Source organism: Sporosarcina sp. FA15 (genome assembly GCF_051550195.1).
GTDB classification, from domain to species: Bacteria; Bacillota; Bacilli; order Bacillales_A; family Planococcaceae; genus Sporosarcina; species Sporosarcina psychrophila.
In genome coordinates, this window is the sequence record NZ_CP188818.1 from 2,328,869 (window position 1) to 2,347,809 (window position 18,941).

At 35.9% G+C, this 18,941-nt stretch carries 18 protein-coding genes and 1 pseudogene; 7 read left to right on the forward strand and 12 right to left on the reverse strand.

Going from position 1 to position 18,941, the window contains the following annotated elements:
* Positions 1-106: 106 nt before the first annotated feature.
* Positions 107-430, reverse strand: coding sequence for a tyrosine-type recombinase/integrase (locus tag ACP8HG_RS11210; protein ID WP_067211718.1), 324 nt, complete (start codon positions 428-430; stop codon positions 107-109).
* An 80-nt stretch (positions 431-510) separates the two neighbouring features.
* Here ACP8HG_RS11210 and ACP8HG_RS11215 point away from each other — a divergent pair, with 80 nt between their 5' ends.
* Complete coding sequence (locus tag ACP8HG_RS11215; protein ID WP_438298646.1) at positions 511-951, forward strand: helix-turn-helix domain-containing protein; 441 nt, start codon at positions 511-513, stop codon at positions 949-951.
* On the opposite strand, the gene ACP8HG_RS11220 is transcribed toward ACP8HG_RS11215, so the two are convergent.
* The 9 genes and pseudogenes from ACP8HG_RS11220 to ACP8HG_RS11260 form a co-directional block, all read right to left on the reverse strand.
* Entirely contained in the window at positions 952-2,520 is a 1,569-nt protein-coding gene (locus tag ACP8HG_RS11220) for a serine hydrolase domain-containing protein (RefSeq protein ID WP_438296286.1), read from the reverse strand.
* A 311-nt stretch (positions 2,521-2,831) separates the two neighbouring features.
* Positions 2,832-3,239, reverse strand: a pseudogene (locus tag ACP8HG_RS11225) (ATP-binding cassette domain-containing protein); the annotation flags it as partial.
* Positions 3,240-3,459: 220 nt separating this feature from the next.
* On the reverse strand, positions 3,460-3,726 hold the full coding sequence (locus ACP8HG_RS11230; RefSeq protein WP_438296288.1) for a hypothetical protein: 267 nt from the start codon (positions 3,724-3,726) through the stop codon (positions 3,460-3,462).
* A 135-nt stretch (positions 3,727-3,861) separates the two neighbouring features.
* Positions 3,862-4,035: a hypothetical protein gene (locus ACP8HG_RS11235; protein WP_338655674.1), complete on the reverse strand. Its 174-nt coding sequence runs from the start codon at positions 4,033-4,035 to the stop codon at positions 3,862-3,864.
* A 92-nt stretch (positions 4,036-4,127) separates the two neighbouring features.
* Positions 4,128-5,120 carry an S-layer homology domain-containing protein gene (locus ACP8HG_RS11240; RefSeq protein ID WP_438296291.1) on the reverse strand — a complete coding sequence of 331 codons (993 nt, stop codon included), beginning with the start codon at positions 5,118-5,120 and terminating at the stop codon, positions 4,128-4,130.
* Positions 5,121-5,300: 180 nt separating this feature from the next.
* Positions 5,301-5,693 carry an RDD family protein gene (locus ACP8HG_RS11245; protein ID WP_187045498.1) on the reverse strand — a complete coding sequence of 131 codons (393 nt, stop codon included), beginning with the start codon at positions 5,691-5,693 and terminating at the stop codon, positions 5,301-5,303.
* A gap of 239 nt (positions 5,694-5,932) precedes the next feature.
* Entirely contained in the window at positions 5,933-6,616 is a 684-nt protein-coding gene (locus ACP8HG_RS11250) for a hypothetical protein (protein WP_187045499.1), read from the reverse strand.
* A gap of 2 nt (positions 6,617-6,618) precedes the next feature.
* The gene (locus ACP8HG_RS11255; protein ID WP_187045500.1) at positions 6,619-7,167 is read right to left on the reverse strand and encodes a zf-HC2 domain-containing protein; all 549 of its coding nucleotides are present in this window, start codon (positions 7,165-7,167) and stop codon (positions 6,619-6,621) included.
* A complete protein-coding gene (locus ACP8HG_RS11260; RefSeq protein WP_067211747.1) occupies positions 7,164-7,658 on the reverse strand; it encodes an RNA polymerase sigma factor in 495 nt (164 codons plus the stop codon). Before ACP8HG_RS11260 ends, ACP8HG_RS11255 begins: the two co-directional genes overlap by 4 nt.
* A gap of 788 nt (positions 7,659-8,446) precedes the next feature.
* Between ACP8HG_RS11260 and ACP8HG_RS11265 the strand changes: the two genes are divergently transcribed.
* Positions 8,447-9,064, forward strand: coding sequence for a recombinase family protein (locus ACP8HG_RS11265; protein ID WP_338655668.1), 618 nt, complete (start codon positions 8,447-8,449; stop codon positions 9,062-9,064).
* A gap of 509 nt (positions 9,065-9,573) precedes the next feature.
* Here ACP8HG_RS11265 and ACP8HG_RS11270 read toward each other — a convergent pair.
* Positions 9,574-9,894, reverse strand: coding sequence for a hypothetical protein (locus tag ACP8HG_RS11270; RefSeq protein WP_438296295.1), 321 nt, complete (start codon positions 9,892-9,894; stop codon positions 9,574-9,576).
* A 663-nt stretch (positions 9,895-10,557) separates the two neighbouring features.
* Between ACP8HG_RS11270 and ACP8HG_RS11275 the strand changes: the two genes are divergently transcribed.
* From ACP8HG_RS11275 to ACP8HG_RS11285, 3 genes are read left to right on the forward strand one after another with little or no spacing between them, the layout of a single operon-like run.
* The gene (locus tag ACP8HG_RS11275) at positions 10,558-12,033 is read left to right on the forward strand and encodes a spore germination protein (protein ID WP_338655664.1); all 1,476 of its coding nucleotides are present in this window, start codon (positions 10,558-10,560) and stop codon (positions 12,031-12,033) included.
* Between the two features lie 4 nt (positions 12,034-12,037).
* Positions 12,038-13,180, forward strand: a complete 1,143-nt coding sequence (locus ACP8HG_RS11280) for a GerAB/ArcD/ProY family transporter (protein WP_338655662.1) — start codon at positions 12,038-12,040, stop codon at positions 13,178-13,180.
* Positions 13,155-14,249 (forward strand): Ger(x)C family spore germination protein, encoded by a 1,095-nt coding sequence (locus tag ACP8HG_RS11285; protein WP_438296298.1) that lies wholly within the window; start codon positions 13,155-13,157, stop codon positions 14,247-14,249. Before ACP8HG_RS11280 ends, ACP8HG_RS11285 begins: the two co-directional genes overlap by 26 nt.
* A 981-nt stretch (positions 14,250-15,230) precedes the next feature.
* On the opposite strand, the gene ACP8HG_RS11290 is transcribed toward ACP8HG_RS11285, so the two are convergent.
* Positions 15,231-15,971: an alpha/beta hydrolase gene (locus ACP8HG_RS11290; RefSeq protein ID WP_338655658.1), complete on the reverse strand. Its 741-nt coding sequence runs from the start codon at positions 15,969-15,971 to the stop codon at positions 15,231-15,233.
* Between the two features lie 934 nt (positions 15,972-16,905).
* Here ACP8HG_RS11290 and ACP8HG_RS11295 point away from each other — a divergent pair.
* Together ACP8HG_RS11295 and ACP8HG_RS11300 are read left to right on the forward strand one after the other, a co-directional pair.
* Positions 16,906-18,045 (forward strand): YibE/F family protein, encoded by a 1,140-nt coding sequence (locus ACP8HG_RS11295; protein ID WP_187045510.1) that lies wholly within the window; start codon positions 16,906-16,908, stop codon positions 18,043-18,045.
* Complete coding sequence (locus tag ACP8HG_RS11300; protein WP_067211806.1) at positions 18,042-18,815, forward strand: YibE/F family protein; 774 nt, start codon at positions 18,042-18,044, stop codon at positions 18,813-18,815. The genes ACP8HG_RS11295 and ACP8HG_RS11300 overlap by 4 nt, the downstream gene beginning before the upstream one ends.
* Positions 18,816-18,941 lie beyond the last annotated feature (126 nt).

Below are 18,941 nucleotides of genomic sequence, written 5' to 3' on the forward strand. Positions count from 1 at the left end.
CCTTTAGGAACAAAGGTTTTTCCATAAAAAAGACGTTCAGGCCTTGTGCTTGGAGGTCTTTTTTTCTACGGATTTTTACCTAATGTCCGCCATTTGTCCGCAGCTTTTATTGCAGGTCATCCGTATGTTTTCGAATCGCATTGTGGAAAATATCTGCAACGTCACTATGTGATTTAGGTAATAGATGGGCATAAAATTCTAACGTAATTTTGGGATTTGTATGTCCAAGTCGAGCCGCTATTTTAACAACGTCGACTCCTTCCGCTATCAAGATGGAAGCATGCGTGTGCCGCATATCATGAAAGCGGATCGCTGTCACTTTAGCCTCTTTTACAATGCGCTTCATGGCTCGGATTACATTTCGCGGATCTTGCATGGTTCCCGTATTCGTACAAATCACTAAGTCTTGATTTTGGTATAGGCCACCCACAAGTTCTTGCCATTCATCCTGAATTGGATAAAAAATTGGACATTGGACAACTCATTCGAACGGAATGGCTGAAGCAAAACATGAAGCAAGAGAATCTGGCAAATAATATTTGTTCTATTTCTCACTTGAGTAAAATCGAACATGGAGTGACAATGCCAAGTGATGCGGTTCTGCAACAGTTACTGCAAAGGTTGAATATATCGTTAGAAAGTGTAACTGCACACTCGTCTCCTGAACAATTTATACAGTTTCGCGAACATTTCCAAGATGTGATTAATCGGCGTGATAAGCCAGGAGCAGAGTCGCTTTGTGAGGAGATCCATAGCTATTTGAAGGCACATCCACTCTATGACTATCAATTCGACCTATCACTGATGGAAAACCGATTGCTACTCATGACTTCAGCTGATGTTATCGCTATCCAAAGCAACCTAGATATTTCAGCAACTATAAACTGTGAACCTTCACATAACCACCGCAATTGTGTGTATTATAATTTCGCAGCACACACTTATACCTAATTATTTCTTTTTTCCTTCAAAACTGTTGTATTCAACATCCTCCCATATTTCCTTCACCTCAATTAACTCGTAATTATCCTCAAAACGAATTTCAATGGAGTAATTATACAAATATTCCAGATGATCTATATATAAGATGAGTGTATTTTCATCTTTCCACTGTCTACTTACCGAAATTACCCCAAAGGTAGTTTGGCTAATTAAAGGGGTATCACCTAAAGCAATTGATAAATCCTCCTCAATGCCATCATATAGCCATACTTTTAACGCAGCTTCATTTTTACCTTTAAATGATAGACGTAGCTCTTTCCACCCTAATTCATTGGAATCGAAGACATAGCTTTGCTCATCAATTTTTTTTATGTCCTTAGGGGGCATAGATTGTTTCTCTCTCTCATCCTTCACTCTATTTTCCAACTTTATCGACTCAAGTGAATTGTATTTTTCATTATTTGATGCAAGAGCCTCTTCTGATACAGCCGCATTCACAATGAACTTTACACTGTCTTTTAATTTATTGTTAGTTTCAGGTGCATCATATCCCGATGTAAATACTGCAACAATCTCTAAATCAGGGATAACATATATATATTGTCCGTATCCCCCCTGAGCAGAGTAAACATAATGACCCTCTATTTCATCAATAACCCACTGATAACCATAATGACTTCCTCTAAAATAAATAAATCGATCTTCTGATGACTTTTTGGTTGATTCTTCAATCCATTGCTCGGATATAAGTGTTTCCCCATCCCATTTACCTTCATTTAAATATAAAAAACCTATTTTCGCCATGTCACGTGGTGTCATTATTAGCCCATTGCCGCCTACTGCGATATTATCTCTCTCTACAAATTCTCTATTTTGTATGTTAAGCGGTTCAAAAAGATATGTATCTGCGAACTCTACTGTTTTCATGCCTGACTTTTTCTGAAGGATTGCTGTCAATAAAAAAGAATCTCCAGAACTATAATGGTATTGAGTATCAGGTGAAACTCTCATTGGTTTATTTAAAAGAAATGACACTGGATCTTTCACTTCCCAAATCATTACATCATCGCTACCACTATCATTACTATTATCATACTCAAGTCCAGATCGCATGGACAACAAATCCTTAACAGTAATTTGATTTTTATCACTGTCTAGGTTCTGAATATCTTTCTCCGAGAAGATATCCACGACACGCTCTTCCAATTTGAGGATCCCCTGATCTACTGCAATGCCGATGAGAGCTGAGGTTATACTTTTAGTAGCTGAATAGATTCGCTGCTTTATTTCAGGTGTGTATCCCTCACTATATTTTTCAGCAACAATATAACCATTTCTAGTAAGGATTACACTATTAGTTCCAGTTGCTTTTTCATTGACCTCATTAAAAAAATCCATCAACTTTTCCGTGTCCATTCCTTGAGCTTCAGGAGTGGATTTCCTCCACTCGTTTGTTGGAAAGTATTTTTCTTGCGTAAAGTATACATCTTCCATGTTTTGATTTTCGACAACTACATTTTGTTTACATCCAGTTAAGATGAGGAAAACCACAGCGATTAACATAAACCTTTTCATCATATTGCCCCTCTCTCGTAGCATATCGTATTGTCAATACTTTTATAGCCAAAAGTTCATTATGTTCACTAGGTAGTGAATTTCAAAAAAGTGCCACAGTTCAAATAGGAAGCCTCTCAAAAATGATGTTGTCAAAAAACAAAAATACAATCCATATTTCATTCAGCTTTATAGTCATTTGCGGGAGTCTGACTCACTTTATCGATAATAATAGAAAAAATTGTTTTTTCTTTCCAATTTTTTTTAGAAACCTCTTTAAACGACCACCTGCTAAAGTGATGTGACTCCAAAAAGTTAAACTACGTATTTGGAAATTAAATTTTGGATAACTCAGGTATTAACTGTTGTTGAGCTGCAAGTTCCTTATACAGAGGATGTTTTTCAATTAACTCTACGTGTGTACCTGAGCCAGTAACTTGTCCATTTTCAATAACTATGATTTTATCTGAATTAAGAATTGTTGATAGTCGATGTGCAATTATTAGTGTTGTCCTACTTTCCATCAAATTATTTAATGCGTATTGAACAACAGCTTCTGACTTTGTATCAAGATTCGAAGTAGCTTCATCTAGTAATAAAATTTCTGGATCCCTAAGTAAAACGCGTGCTATACCAATCCTTTGACGTTGTCCACCGGAAAGTTTTATTCCCCTATCCCCTACTTGTGTATTATACTTATCCTTGAAATCCTCTATAAACTCATGGGCATACGCCATTTTGGAAACCACGCATCATAAACACATTTAAGTAAAAGGTAGTCTTGATAATCATTTTCCTCACGTATAGCATGGACCTCAGTTTTTTCGAGCCATGCATAGTAGCCACTTCTATGTACTTTTGCGACTTTACATAGGTGAGCTGTGCACCTCTTTAATTGAAATTTACGAATCACTTCATTAATCACCTGATATTTTTCGGCTGATGTTAGTATTATTTTTTCACCTACCTCTCTAGTTCCTCGAGCTTTTTTAACAATTCGACCTCGGCTTCAAGATATTTAATACGTGCTTCAGCTTTTTCAAGTTTTTTCTCAGGAGATAATCCTTCAGTTGATGGACGACCAGGACTTCCTTTTCCGCTCTGATTCTCTTTGACAGCTAATACTTTAAATTCAGGTTTATATTGGATAGAGCGATCTGAAACTGAGTTCATATTAGGATTCGCTTCTAATAATCTACGCTGGTGTTCATTAAAAAGTATTTTACTCATTGAAAACACTCCTGTCAGGATATTTATCTTCAGTATACCTAAGCTTTTAGACAGAAAAAACCCCAAATGGTGTCACTTTTTTAAAGTGTCTACCATTTGGGGTTCAGTTCAAAATAGGAACCGAGCTATTTTTAATTAAACCCACCAACAACTCTTGTGTTGCCACATACACTCTGCACATAACTCTTCATTCCAAATTGCCATGATTCCGACTGCTTCGCAGTGTGTCATAGGCATAGCATCATCATAAGCTAGAATTTCATCTTCGTTATAAATATAAAAACCTGTTGTTAAATCTTCACTTTTCATGCCTATCTCATTGAGTCTCTTTTCATCTGTTGAGAAAAACAGTTCTACCTAATTTATTGTAATTGTTTTGTTCTTAGAATCTACCACATTACCTACTTATTCTTTGAGACTTTCCTAATAAGCTCAAAATATGTGCCACCACCGGATATAATTAATGTATTATCATCTTTTATGAAGAATGTAGAAACATGGCCTTTTGAATCTGAAACATTAATTTCTGTAATAGGTGCTTTAAGACCTAAAAGATCAAATGGGATACGATGTTTTTCTACGAAATCACTTGCTGGAATAATCGTTTCGGTGTAAATAGGATTGGTAGCCACCTTTACTATATCTGAAGGTTTATCTCCAAAACAACTTGCTTTATTAGCTGTAAAAGTTAAACTTTTCCCTAATAAACTTTCTGCATCCTCACTACTATAAGTACCTACTCCATAAGCTTGAACTTGATTAATAATCCACTCACCATAGTACGACTCTGAAGCACGGCGAAAAGCCGGATTCATCGCTCTCGCAAGAAATGCAGATATATGTGCTCTAGATAGACCCTCATTCGGTTTAAATGTACCATCCGGATAGCCCGAGGTTATATTGGCTGCTGCTAACTTCCTGACAGCAACATATGAAGTTGATCCTTTAGGAACATCTTTAAATTTTATATCTGCTTGATTGGTCAATTTAAAGGCATTTGCTATAAAGGCTGCCATATGACCTCTTGTTACTTGTTGTGTCGGTTTAAATGTACCGTCTGGATATCCATTAATAATTCCAGCCCTGACTGCTGAATTAATATAACCCGAAGAATGCCTACTCTCCGGTACGTCTTTAAACTTCGTTTTGGTTTTCTTTCCATCAAGTCCAATTGCCTTAGCAACCGTTATTGCAACTTCTTCTCGTGTGACTTTTTGATTAACCCCAAACTTTTCAGCAGGCTCAATAACCCCCTTTTCCAGTAGATACATAATTTCTGTGTAATTCGGATGGCTTTTAGGCACGTCTTTAAAACCAACATTGTTAGCCTTCGTCTGCGGAGCTAGTGAAAGCAATAATACGAATGTCAACAAAATAGATAATACTTTTCTCATGATAATCCTCCTAAATATATTTCCATAATTTATCGTAACATTAATAATTGGGTATTAACATAAAGTGTTCTGAATAATCTCACTCAAAATAATGGGTGCTTTAGTTTAACAATCGGGATTTCGATGTGAATTGAAATTCCTTAGGTGCCCTGCTCTTGTAAACCATCCTTTTACTTCATGTTAAACCTCTCTAACAACCGTACCCGAAACCTGGTCATGAGGAAGAATTGCCCCATCTTGTACTTCAAACGCTTGCCGATTTTTTAAGTAATCAAGCGTACTCAAAGTATCTCGATAAGCCAACCGTTTAATGATTTGATTAGATGTTAGTTCTGAGCCATCTTGATTTTCTAGGGTTAGTCCCATTGTTTTATAACCGATTGTCTGACCATATTTACGCAGCTGTGCATATTCCAATGACCACATGACGACGAGAGTTGGTGTCACTAGAGCATGAAAAGCTTCATTTTTTACCTTTTTCCGCAAGAAATACTCAACACATGCTGTTACAGCCTTTGAAATTGCAAGGTCAATCAGAATCGCTTTTGTACGTTTTTTCGTAATGGATTTCATTAATATTCCCTCTTTTCTATTTTTTCTTAATGATACATATACGAATGGAAACGAGAAGAGTTTCATAGATAAGTGGGAAATATCGGGTGTAATGTCTACCAAAGTGATGTAGCATACAACCTTGCTGGTTTATTTTTATTCAAGATCCTCAAAGGCTCTTTTTTATTGGTTTTGCTCCGAAGCGGAAAATCTTTCTTTCTCAACTATTCAAAATAAAACTGTATAAAGTATCTTCATTTTTAATTCACATCATCTATCGTCAGTTCTTGTTTTGGCGTAAAACTCACATAATCATAAATTTCTTCCCCGTCTACAATGCTGTGGTATCCGACTTCAGCCATATAATAATCAATGGATTCGCCGTTCAACTGCTGTTGGATCGCCTTGCTCTGCTGCAGCATTTGCTCTTTGGTCAAGTCGCCTTTTTCAATTTCCGTCATAATGAGCATGGGCTTTGGTGTTTTCAGCTGGGGCGTCCATTCCGCGACTTCGTTGCTGTATACTTCTACATCTGTGGACACTCCATTGATTTCTGGAACTCTTTTCTGTAGAAGCGCTAGAATATATTGCTCCGCCTCTGCATTTATTTTTTTTGAGGCCGCTTTGTCGATTTTGGATACGTGGATTGTATCGCCAAGAATTTCGTACGGTTCGAAAGCGGAGACATCGAACATATAGGTGGTTTCAACTCCTATCGGTTCCTTTTCCACTACTTTAAAACGAAAAGTGCCATCGATCCATCCATACTCTGCCGACCGCTTGATCTCATAGTCCATGTCCGGATAAGTTTGTTCTAAAAACGCTTCCAGGCTCTCTTTTGCCCTGTTTTTCTCAATTGGATTTCCGCTCATTTGTATGTAAGCGAACACGACGGCGGCAATTAATAAAATTGCAATTACACTGTATATTATTTTCTTTTTCATGATTAATTTTCCTCCATTATTTTAAGAATACAAAAGCCGATGACGATTCCGATAAATGTAAACAGCAGGTGGACAATTAAGGAAAACAACGATAATTGAAGAGCTTCAGAAAAACTTTCAGCATAAAATTCGCCGAACCAATCTGTCATATATAGCAGGCAATTCCAAATGAAGTTCGGTACACCAGCGAGCAATACAGCAACGAGGACCGAACGATAAAACAGGTAGGTGACGGCCCCTAAAATGGCATAGGTCAGGATAAAGGTCTTGTTGTCATTCATAATGGTGGTGCTCATTGCTAATATAAAGGCAATGGCCACAAAGAAAATCTGTATCGTTGTCAAACGCACGGTTATTTTCCGGATCATTTTTTTAGAAGAACTCCCCGGCTTTACTTGTACAGGCAGCGGAATTTGTGACTGTTCTGCGATATGGCAGCATTTTGGGCAGCTTTGCAGATGCTCTTCAACAAATCGTTTGGTTTCCTCCTGCAATAACTCTTCTTCATATAAAGGCAATAAATCTTGTACAATGGCACATTCTTTATTCATAAAGTCACCTCCATCGCTTTTTGAATTCTTAATTTCAACCGGTGAAAAGTTACGCGTGCGTAGTTTTCCGATTTACCGATCAACACGCCGATTTCTGCAAAACTCAGCTCGCCGTATATGCGCAGTAATACAATTTCCCTCGCAGCATCCTCCATTTTCGAGATATGGTGCAACAGCATTTTTGTATCTTCATTGACTTCCGTTAACTCTTCTATTGACTGTATTTCAGCTTCCGGAATTATTGCGAGCTTTTCCATTAAGCTCTGTTGATATTTATTTTTGCGGTAATACTTTTTTAATAAGTTGTTGGCAATTGAGAACATCCACGTCGACAAGGTGGAATGGCCATTAAAAGATGCAATATTTTTACACGCTTCATAAAAGGTATCGTGACAGAGATCCTGAGAGGTCGCCCGATTTCCTGTCTTGGCATAAAAAAACGCATATATTTTCGGTTGGATCTCTTCATATTCATCTTCAAGCTTATTCATGACGGCCCTCACTCTCACTGTTCTTAGTATTAATACCTTGACCGCAAATTCCGTTACAACTTTTCAAAAAATATATATAAATTTTCCAAGGCAAAATGATTCTTGTTGTTATTTTGCTTACACGATTTTAATATCCACGATTTGCTAAGCTTAACCGACAAAGGCAAGTATCGATAATGAAAATGAGGAGATTCTTTATCATTTATGAAGTACGCTGAAGGCGGCCACCGCATAAGAGACCGATTTTAAGCGGGAAATGACGAGGAAATACAAGGCTTTCGAACAACTCACTCGGAGTGAAATAAACAAGGTAGAAAGCTAGGTATGTAATTTTTATAGGGTACTCATTCATTCACGAATAATTTATTTGAAATTATTATTACTTTTATCTGTTACTAAAAGAAAAGAAGAAACCCTTTGGTAAGTTCCTTCTCTACCTATAACTCCTGAAGTATTCTTTCTCTTAAGAGACTATTTTGAACATGGGTAATTGAAGTTAATAATCTTCTAACTCTGTCTTTTTCCGTTTCATCCATAAAAATTTACCTTATCATTTTTCAATCGCATAATCATATACAAATCTTACCATTACATAAAAAGTTGTATTACTAAAAAAAAGCGTTCGCATAAGTACACTTTTACGAACAGTTTAAAAAGGACTCAAAAACAACAGAAACATTGTTCATAAATGTATTAAAAAACTTTACGAACGTTCATAAATTATAATACACTTTTGCGAACGATTTTCAGGTATAATAAGGGAAAAGAATCTTTTTTCGAGGTGAATTATGGAGCAACGTAAATTTGGTTACATACGCGTCAGCAGTAAAGATCAAAATGAAGGTCGGCAATTGGAAGCTATCAAAAAATTAGATATTAATGAACGCGATATCTATTTGGATAAGCAAAGTGGAAAGAACTTTGAACGTGTAAACTATCAATTGCTCAAACGGATTATCCGAAAAGGCGACATATTGTATATCCATTCGTTGGATCGGTTTGGTCGGAACAAAGAAGAAATCCTACAGGAATGGAATGACCTTACGAAAAACATCGAAGCTGATATTGTTGTAATGGATATGCCGTTACTCGATACGACGCAATACAAAGATAGTATGGGGTCATTTATTGCGGACTTGGTTTTGCAAATCCTTTCCTGGATGGCTGAAGAGGAACGAGAACGTATCCGGAAACGGCAGCGTGAAGGAATTGATTTGGCGTTGCAAAATGGGGTTCAGTTTGGAAGACCTAAAGTTCTGCTTTCAGAAGAGTTTAAAGAGGTTTACAGAAAATGGAGAGCTAAAGAATTAACAGCAGTGCAAGCAATGCAGGAAGCTGGGGTTAAGAAAACTAGTTTTTATAAATTAGTGAAAGCACTCGAAGAAGAAACATCTAGCACATTATAATAGAAGAAGCTCCTATAACCTCCTTTACCGAGAATGGTAAAAGAGGTTTTTATAATACCCAAATTAATTTTTCTTCTATACCTACAAATATTTATCCAAGGTTGTCTCAGACACAGTTAGATAATGCTGAACTAAAGTTTCCAATGATTTATGTCCTGTTTGTTGCGCGATAGTTGGTAAATCTGCACCTGCTGCGTGCATGGCCACCACTTGGCTTTTCCTGAAATTGTATCCGGTAAGTCCCCCGGTCCACCGCTGCAGAGCTTTACAATAACCTATTTCACTAATAGCTGTGCTCTCATAGCGTCCATTCTTATATACTCTCCCTACAAAGTAATCGTCTGCTCTAAGACCGTATTCGTTTATATAAAGCTCTATTGCATTGATTACGTCTTTCGTGAGCCGTTTAGTATGCCATCTTTTTTGCTATTTTCAGGATTGAATAATATTACTGTTGGATTTGTTATCAATTGATAAATAAAAGGGAAGTATAAAATTCTTTCCCGATTTTATTTATACTTATCTTTAATTCTTGGTTCTTTAAATGTATCCATTGTGACTTCAGAGTTCTCGATTTTACAGTACCCGTCATACCCCTGATAATCGGAAGCATTTTGTTCATTTTCAAAAATATGTTGGAAACCTATAAAATGACTAAAATTATCTGCCTCGAATATCAATTTAATAATAGGTTGTGAAGGTTCATCCAGTTCAAATACAAATATTTTATGCATTAAGTGTTCTTTATAAAATAATTGAAGACTTTTAAGTGACAATTCAGATTCGATAGGTTTTCGTTGTACTTTTTTAAGTTCCTCTGAAGTAAGCAATCTAGCAATTTATCTATAATCTCCTAAAAAAAATGACCTTGAGCAAAGCTGCCCAAGGCCATTCTGAAATGAAAAGTTTAATGGTGGTCGATTACGGAAGATATCCCATAACTGGACGGATCGTGAAATCTTTTATGTCCCTCACGCGGGATGATCAGGCCCACCGCTCTGATCAAAGCATCTGCTTCATACATAGTATACGCCAAAGTTGGTTTTATTATATAAAAAGACGATTTATTGCTTTAAAATACCCCTGTTGAATAATTTTTAATTATAAATAGCATACATTTTTTATGCTTACTTAGTTTACATAATACCCGATTGAGGAAGTATTCAACTTCTTACTCCATAAGAAAAACTGCCCTGTAAAGCGGCCATCTAACTTTTAGAGATGGCTGTTTTTTTTATGCGATTATCCTTTTAGATGATGAAACACTCATTCTTTTTCAAATTTATGGGTACATAAGGGAGTGAATCTTGCTTGAGAAAGTGAGCAAATTTCTTCTGTCCTTCATTTGTTTATGGATCGCCTTTGGTTATCTTGAGGTTAGGGTTAAGGTTGTGCCTCAGCTACTTATTAATATAGTTTGGTATATTTTAAACTTAAAAAGCTAACAATAGAATTTACCAATGCTTTTTTACACACAGAGGTGAGGGATGTAAATGTTTTGGAAAAAACAATCAAATGAAAATAAGCCTGTTCCTCAATCAAACGCAGAATCAGAATTATCAGTAGAGGCTCTAAAAAAAGCCCTCGTTCAAATGGATGATGCGGAATTTGTGGAAATCAACATTTCTGAAAATCAAAATGTTGATCTTATCTACGTAAGAACCCTGATTGACCAAGAAAGATTAAATGAAAGCATTGTAAAACCTTTATCTAACTGTTCCAAACAATCCATTCAGGAATGCAATGTTCACTCAACAATAAACTCCATTTCCACTTTTAAAGAGGCAAAAAAGCAGCTGTTTAAAGGATCAGTCTTGTTATTTGACTCTTCGTCAAACCTTTGGTTCGCTATCCCTTTAAAAAATCCACTTGGACGTGCAATTGAACCATCCGATACTGAAACCATCCTTTTAGGAGCAAAAGACAGCTTCAGTGAACAGCTAGAACAAAATATTACGCTCATTCGTAGACGTCTTCCAACACATGATCTGAAAACAGAGAAGTTCACCGTTGGTTCTTTAAGTGAGACAAATGTGGTCTTATTGTACATAGAAGGGCTGACCAATCCAGAATTTGTTTCAACCGTCAAAAAGAAGATTTCGGAAATTAATTATGATCTCTTCTTTGATTCTTCTCAAGTTGCGGTATTCATGGAGGACCATCAAGACAGTATTTTTCCTCAGTTTCAGCAAACTGACCGGCCTGATGTTGTTGCTTATTCTCTGGGAATAGGAAAAATTACGATTCTGGTAGATAATACACCTTTTGCTCTCGTTGCTCCAATTACATTTTTTCATTTGTTCCAATCACCAGAGGATTATATTAATCGATGGGTAGTTGCCAGTTTTTTGCGCATCCTCCGATATGTAAGTTTTATTCTGTCTATCACATTGATTCCATTCTACGTGGCATTAACAACTCATCATTATCAAATGATTCCTTTACAAACACTTTTGGTCTTAGTGGAGTCAAGGAGCAAGCTTCCGTTCACTCCTTTTTGGGAAGCATTTATCATGTTAATTTTTATTGAAATTATAAAAGAAGCAAGTTTACGGATGCCAACAAAAACAGGTCAAACGCTTGGGGTTATTGGGGGCATTGTAATTGGTCAAGCAGCAGTTGAGGCTGGTTTTGCAAGTAAGGTGTTAATTGTCATGGTAGGGATTTCAACTATTGGATCCTTTCTTGGTCCCAATTACCTTATGACAAAGGCGAATTCATTGATTCAATTCATTCTTCTTGTATTTTCTTCGTTTCTTGGGATAGTGGGGATTGTTCTGGGAATGATTATCATTTTAGCCCACCTTAATGGCTTGTCTTCACTCAAGCAGCCATATTTATCCCCTGTTGCCCCTTTCTATGGAAAAGATTGGATTGACCTATTCATTCGAGGGCCTTTAGTCAAAATGAAGGAGCGTCCACAACATCTTAAACCGCTGAAGATGAAGAGATATCAAACTAGGAGATGACCTAATGGAAGCCCTTCAATTATTTAATAAAAATGAAACCTATAATGGGCTCTATGTCATGTTGATGGTAAATCGCCTCCAAATGCTTTACTTTTTTTTGATTATGCCAAGGTTTTTGATCCATCCGTATATGATTTGGGTGATTCTTGCGGTCGGATTATTGTCTCAACTTAACCTTCTTCTTTTATCCAAATGGTTTTCCACCGGGTTTTCGAGCAAAGGATACAACGGATTTGTCCAATTGTTCGGAAAAAAAATTGTGCGTATCCTCTCCTTCATCGGTTTGTTCTTTATCTTGCTTAAACTTTTTGTAGTCATGTTAGGATTCTCAGAAATCGTTCAAATATTTATGTTTCCATCTACAGATTCAAATTGGATTATCTTTTTTATTCTATTGTCTTGTTGGTATGTCGCAGGGAAGGGTGTTGAAAAAACCATTCGTTTCGTAGTGATTTCATTTTTGTGTACATTTTGGATGTTCTTTTTCTTCGCTTTTTTCTTCCTTCCACCAATAGCTCAACTTAGTGACTTGTATCCGATTATTCCAATGGAATGGAATAGAGATTCCTGGAGAGGAATATTTTTAATTTTGTCTTCATTTTCAGGCCCTGAATTTCTAGTATTTTTGGGACCGTGGTTTAAAACAAATAATAAGACATTTCGCTATCTGTCCTATGGCAATGCTTTAACCGTTATAGAGTATGTATTCTTATATATAGCATCCTTATTATATTTCGGTTCCAATTATTTAAGCAAAAATCAATTCCCAATTGTCAATATGGCACGTTATTTTCAAAATCCAATAATTGAACGTATTGATATGGTCATGGTTTCCTTAGAATTATTTAATATCGTTTTTGCTGTGTCTATTTTTCTACTGATGTTTTATGCAGCATCTAAAATTGCTTTTGGGAAAATGGAGAAACCATCCAGTCGAGGTGGCTTTTTATACAGTGTATTCCTTATTTTCATTGGAATGATACTTGTGAATGAATGGATATGGAAGTCAGGTGAAAAGCAGGTCATTTTACTTAATCTTCAAATTTTAGCAGGAAGCTTAAGTTACTTAGTGGCTCCAATTATTATTATCGTAGTGATGAAGATAAAGGGGGTTAATAAACATGAGACTACTAAAGAAGATGGCTAAAAAATTGTCAATCATATTTATGGCATTATGGTTAATTGGATGTGCCCCTTTTACTGAAAATAACATTATTGAAGAGCTTGCTCCAGTCACATTTTTATCACTTAGTAAAGGGGATGAAGGTAAAATAAAAATCAGTACGATTTTGCCTCCTCTAAGCAAAGAAAAAAAGAGTGTAATGACGAAAGAAGTTAGATTAATAAAGGAGGGATTAAAGAATTTTAATTTAAACTTCTACCAGGAAATGAAATCTGGGCAAATGCGAATGCTGATAATTAATGAAGACCTCGGAAAAGAGGGGATTATGTCCATTATTAATGTGTTATTGACTGATCCGGATATTTCTTTGAGAATCTATTTAGTTATCGTAAAAGGAAATTTTGAAGAATACTTGGAAAATCAATTGGACATACAAGAAAATCTTGATTACTCTTTTTACCGAATGCTGAAGCACTATGAGGAAAAAAATCAGGGAGAATTATGTGTCGTTAATCTACATGAATTTAAAAATCTGTTATATACTCCTTATTCAGATCCTTTCTTACCTGTATTCAAAATAGAAAATGACGCTATCAGCTATGAAGGTACAGCCCTGTTTCAAAATGATAAACTAGTTGAAATAATAACAACTTTTGATGATCGTATCTTCCAGCTGTTAAACAACGATCACTACTTAGCAGTTTTACCGATCCCAGAATTAGAAGTTGTTCTAGGTCATGTTAGGTCTAAAACGAAAGTGGATATCAATAAAAGCTTGTCTACAATGACCTATACAGTGAATATAGACTCAAGAATTGAAGAATACCGGGGAGAAAAGCAATTATTTGACCCAAAGGATTTAGAAGATTTAAAAAAAGATATCCAATCCAATCTTGAAAAACAAACACAAGAACTAGTAAAAAAGATGCAAGAATTGAATGTGGATCCATTACAGCTAGGCATTCATACATTAAAACCATTCTCAAAACCAATGGATGAAAAAAAATGGATTGAACTTTTCGAGAAGATGGACATTAAGATTGATTATCAGTTTAATATTGAGCCTTTGACGGATTCAAACGCAAAAAGTTAATTACAATAAAAGAAAAAAACGCACTCACGTGTATGGTAAAGTCTGGTGGTATTATTAAATCCTTTTTAAGAGAGTCATTAGTAAAGACATAGATGCACCGTGATCTACACCCTCTCGGAACGTGGGTGTATCCCGCATGCACAACCAGTTGACATAACACCCCTTCTCGGCAGTTGACCCAGACAGGCCACCCCTTCCAACGCCTCAGTTTCCCTCCTATAGTCCTTTGCTTTCTTTATGCATGTATATATACATCGTTGAACTAACGGTCTTTCTGGTGAACAGCAGTCCTGTCTACATGATTAATTATGCAGATTGACCTCAACAAGAAGCAGACGAAAACCCTCCCTGGTAATTCATAGTGGGGGGGAAGATATTTTCTGGCCGTGATTTTAACATCTCATTGATAGTCAGCATTTCGTCCCCAGTGAATTGCCCATGATTAGCATGTGAATCCGTTTTTCTAAGTTACGACATTCCCGTAATGTCTAAACATATTTGGTAATGTGAAATATCATTCCCTACTCGGATTACGAGTAACATTTTCTAATAAGAAAACTGTTGTAGTATAAAGATTTATTCAAAAAAGTAATACAGACCACCTGCTTACTTTCTTGTCCGCAATTTGTCCGCATAATTAATTTCCTGTACCAAACTTATTTTACTGAATTAATTTACCTGTTCACTAAAACCTTATTAAATCAAACTTATTTAACCTCAACTAATTCAGCTTAACCAGTTTAACTAAGGGATACAAAATCGACAAGGTAGGGGTCGCTGGTTCGAGCCCAGTCGGGACCATTGGGTGCCAAACCCGAAGAAAACCTTTAGGAACAAAGGTTTTTCCATAAAAAAAGACGTTCAGGCCTTGTGCTTGGAGGTCTTTTTTTTATTGTTTTTTTGTAATTGGGGGAGTTGAATAAGGAAACAGCTTTACTCCTTCTTGAAGTAAAGCTATTGTTAGTTGAAGATTCATTAAAACTACCAAGTTAATTCATTTAAAAATGTAAGTATATCTTTGTTCACGTCATTTATATCCGTGCCTAATGTCATTAATTGTTTAGAGTTCGGATACCCCTTCATTGTTTTTTGATCCGTCGCAACGCTTTGAAAAATTACCTCTGCACTTTCTTTATACAATGGCTCATCTAACTCACCATATAATATGCGAATTGGTGATGTTAAAAGTGCTAATTTATCCATCGTTATATCAATTAGCTGTTGGAACTCAACTAATGAATCGATAGAAATATTTTGAAGACGTTTCATTTCTACATTTATTTGTTCTTCATTTTTTCCTTCCAGTTGTTTGTATCCTTTTGCATAATGAAAGACACGTTTTTGTAGAAAAGTAGCTTCCCTATGTATTGGAACTGACATTGTCACAACACCATTTATCTCCAACTCTTGACCAACTTTTAATGCAAACACACCACCAAGAGAAAGACCAATCACAGCTATTTTTTCAAAACCTTTGTCCTTCAACAACTTGTAACCGTTTAGTACATCTTGCCACCAATCTGACGGTCTATGTGTGAGAGATTCTTCTGCTGTTAAACCATGTCCACTGTATAATGGTGCATAGCAAGAATAATTGTTCTTTTGCAAATACCTCCCTAACTTTTTCATATCAATCGTATTGCTTGTAAAAGAATGTAATAGTAAAACGGCTCTCTCTCCACCTTTATAGAAAAAAGGCTTAGGGGGTACTATTTTCATCATTATTTTGAATACCTCACTAACATATTCTCAGAATTTAATTAAATAACAGAACATCGAATTTTTATAATTCTTTTAAAGTATAACATCCATTCATTATTGAACTAAACTGACCGTTGGTACAATACTATTTTTCAGACTACATCTTGTATTACTCACTACTCATTTTAGCAACTTGTGTAACTACTGCTGTAGAAGGTTTTACACTAAAATCCTCTGACAAATTTAGGCCGAATAAAACCGGTATTGTTCCAATTATAGAGATTTTTATATAGGTTCTCCTAGCAATATCGCTCCTAGAATATAGCCACCAACAGGATTTAAAAGCAACCAATTATTTGCTATAATAGCGTCTTTTTTAAGCACGTAAAACAGTAAATAATAGACCTAACCTCAAACCCTTAAAACTTAATCCCCTTTGACTTAAGATACATTGCAATAATAGTTCTATTTCATTAGTGAATACAGTCTCTTCATTTTTTTCGGAACCCAATTAACTAATTGAATATCATTTTCATCCCGAGTAAATGATTTTCCTGATTCTTTTCTGGCAAGTGATTGAATACGCCGCATCCCTGAACTTTTTCTTTCATTCTCAGCAGGGATTTGTTCTGCGTCTTTATCTTATTTTGCCGTTCTCCAATTAATTCCTAACGTTTTTTGATTTTATTGGTAGTTAATGATTTTTGATTCCTCATTAATTTGATACAATTGACTTCAGACATCTTCAGCATTCCTTTCGACCTCCACTGCATTTGATTCTACACACTAAAGCAGAGAAATTTCGGGAGACAGGCAAGTCTTTTTTGTTGAAATTTAAGTTTAACGTTATGTACTTTTTTGTTTCATAACACTTTACTTTTATTTCTCACTATACAATTGTCCGCATACTTTTGTTATATGCGATAGACACTAACTATTAGTCGGAGGTTTTTCTTTGAATGTTGTCATAAACAAATTAAAAAAATTGCTACTCAAAAATATTGTTTTGTACAGCATTATAGCAGTTTGTTTTGTTGGTTCTATACTGTTTGTTCAATACAATTATTCTTTTTACGATCGACCAATTGCTAAAATTATCGAGACCAATCTCGAAGATTCAGTTCAAGTTGTTGATATGCATAACAATCGCGACCAGTTGTTCACACAGCAAATCATCGCCGAGGTTAAAAATGGACAAGAAAAAGGACAACAAATCCATATAACGAACGAGTATTCAACTTCTGGTGCTTATGACCATGCATATCGTGTAGGAAACGATTTATTTGTTTCAATTGATGAGCAAACAAAGGCATCAGGCGATTTAACCGGAAGTATAAAAGATATTAAACGTGATAAATACATTGTTATGATCATGTGGGTATTTATATTTGTTTTACTTCTAATTGGGAAAAAACAAGGATTTTTTTCGATCGTCAGTTTAGCAGTCAATGCCCTCTTATTATCTTTTGCACTAGATGTTTATGTAAACAATTCATCTATCAGTTTACTTTGGATATGCGGGATAACCGTTATTTTATTTACCGTCACCTCTTTGTTACTCGTGAACGGTTTTAACGAAAAAGCATATGCTGCGATTGTCGCAACACTTTTAGGAACATTTTTCTCCTTACTGATTGCTTATCTGGTCATATGGATCACTGCAGGAAGCGGGTTACGATATGAGGAGATGAGCTTTCTGACACGCCCTTATGAAATGGTATTCATGGCTGGTCTCTTCGTCGGTTCTTTAGGTGCAGTGATGGATGTTGCCATTACAATGTCTTCCTCTATCTTCGGGCTTTACGAGAAAGACAATCATATATCGACAAAAGCATTGAAGAAATCCGGTTTAGAAATTGGAAAAGACATTATGGGTACCATGACTAACATTTTGTTCTTTGCGTACATTAGCGGATCCATTCCAGTCCTTATTTTATATATAAAAAACCACACTTCACTGTCATTTGCCCTTTCTATGAACCTTTCTTTGGAATTAGCGCGAGCGTTGGCAGGTGGCATTGGGATTGTACTGGCAATTCCGATTGGTTTATACACTTCTATCTTCTTTGTGAATCGAAAGAGGCATAAATTATGAATGTATTGGTGTGGCTAGCAGCCATTTTGTTTATATTGATGATCGTCATTGGCGGAAAAAAAGGAGCACGGTCCTTCATTTCCTTATTCTTAAACTTTGGTGTCATCCTTCTTATCACATTGATCATGGCAGATCCGAATGCAAACCCAATTATCCTGACGATTATTGGGTGCACGATCATTAGTTGTATTAACCTTTTTTTCATCAATAAAGTGAACAGTAAAACAAAAACTGCATTCCTTTCTACTGCCATCACAATTGTCATTTTATTGATTTTTATCAATCAAGTGACGAAATTAACGATGATTCAAGGGTTTGGCGAAGAAGAAATCGATGAACTGACCATATTTTCTCTTTATATTGGTGTGGATTTTGTTAAAATTGCAGCATCAGTCATTATTATGAGTACAATCGGAGCTATTACGGACGTAGCCATTTCGATTACTTCCCCTATGCTTGAGATATTTAACCAACATCCAACCATTAGTAGAAGAGACTTATTCAAATCTGGGATAAACATTGGAAAGGATATTCTAGGGTCAAATACAAATACGTTGTTTTTTGCCTTTTTTGGGGGTTATATGGCATTGCTTTTGTGGTTTAAAGACTTATCTTATTCTATAGGGGAAATCGTAAATTCAAAGATTTTCGGTAGTGAAATGATTACAATATTTAGTGCAGGTATTGGTATCGCACTGATTGTACCAATTGCTTCCTGGATTAATGCATATTATTTAGTGAGGACAAGGGAAAAAAAGAAAGTTAAATAGGAACCTGACTAGCAAAGTCCAGATGCAACCCTTTACGAGGAAGGATTTCGATCTGGCAATCATCAGTATTTGAAATGCGATTGCCTATTGGCAAACTAAAATCGACCAACTAAATGTCCACAGTAT

What these genes read in the sequence shown, in the direction of transcription:
- ACP8HG_RS11215 (WP_438298646.1), top strand. Translation starts at nt 511, where the DNA reads ATGAAGCAAGAGAATCTGGCAAATAATATTTGTTCTATTTCTCACTTG.
- ACP8HG_RS11220 (WP_438296286.1), bottom strand. Translation starts at nt 2,520, where the DNA reads ATGATGAAAAGGTTTATGTTAATCGCTGTGGTTTTCCTCATCTTAACT.
- ACP8HG_RS11230 (WP_438296288.1), bottom strand. Translation starts at nt 3,726, where the DNA reads ATGAGTAAAATACTTTTTAATGAACACCAGCGTAGATTATTAGAAGCG.
- ACP8HG_RS11235 (WP_338655674.1), bottom strand. Translation starts at nt 4,035, where the DNA reads ATGAAAAGTGAAGATTTAACAACAGGTTTTTATATTTATAACGAAGAT.
- ACP8HG_RS11240 (WP_438296291.1), bottom strand. Translation starts at nt 5,120, where the DNA reads ATGAGAAAAGTATTATCTATTTTGTTGACATTCGTATTATTGCTTTCA.
- ACP8HG_RS11245 (WP_187045498.1), bottom strand. Translation starts at nt 5,693, where the DNA reads ATGAAATCCATTACGAAAAAACGTACAAAAGCGATTCTGATTGACCTT.
- ACP8HG_RS11250 (WP_187045499.1), bottom strand. Translation starts at nt 6,616, where the DNA reads ATGAAAAAGAAAATAATATACAGTGTAATTGCAATTTTATTAATTGCC.
- ACP8HG_RS11255 (WP_187045500.1), bottom strand. Translation starts at nt 7,167, where the DNA reads ATGAATAAAGAATGTGCCATTGTACAAGATTTATTGCCTTTATATGAA.
- ACP8HG_RS11260 (WP_067211747.1), bottom strand. Translation starts at nt 7,658, where the DNA reads ATGAATAAGCTTGAAGATGAATATGAAGAGATCCAACCGAAAATATAT.
- ACP8HG_RS11265 (WP_338655668.1), top strand. Translation starts at nt 8,447, where the DNA reads ATGGAGCAACGTAAATTTGGTTACATACGCGTCAGCAGTAAAGATCAA.
- ACP8HG_RS11275 (WP_338655664.1), top strand. Translation starts at nt 10,558, where the DNA reads ATGTTTTGGAAAAAACAATCAAATGAAAATAAGCCTGTTCCTCAATCA.
- ACP8HG_RS11280 (WP_338655662.1), top strand. Translation starts at nt 12,038, where the DNA reads ATGGAAGCCCTTCAATTATTTAATAAAAATGAAACCTATAATGGGCTC.
- ACP8HG_RS11285 (WP_438296298.1), top strand. Translation starts at nt 13,155, where the DNA reads ATGAGACTACTAAAGAAGATGGCTAAAAAATTGTCAATCATATTTATG.
- ACP8HG_RS11290 (WP_338655658.1), bottom strand. Translation starts at nt 15,971, where the DNA reads ATGATGAAAATAGTACCCCCTAAGCCTTTTTTCTATAAAGGTGGAGAG.
- ACP8HG_RS11300 (WP_067211806.1), top strand. Translation starts at nt 18,042, where the DNA reads ATGAATGTATTGGTGTGGCTAGCAGCCATTTTGTTTATATTGATGATC.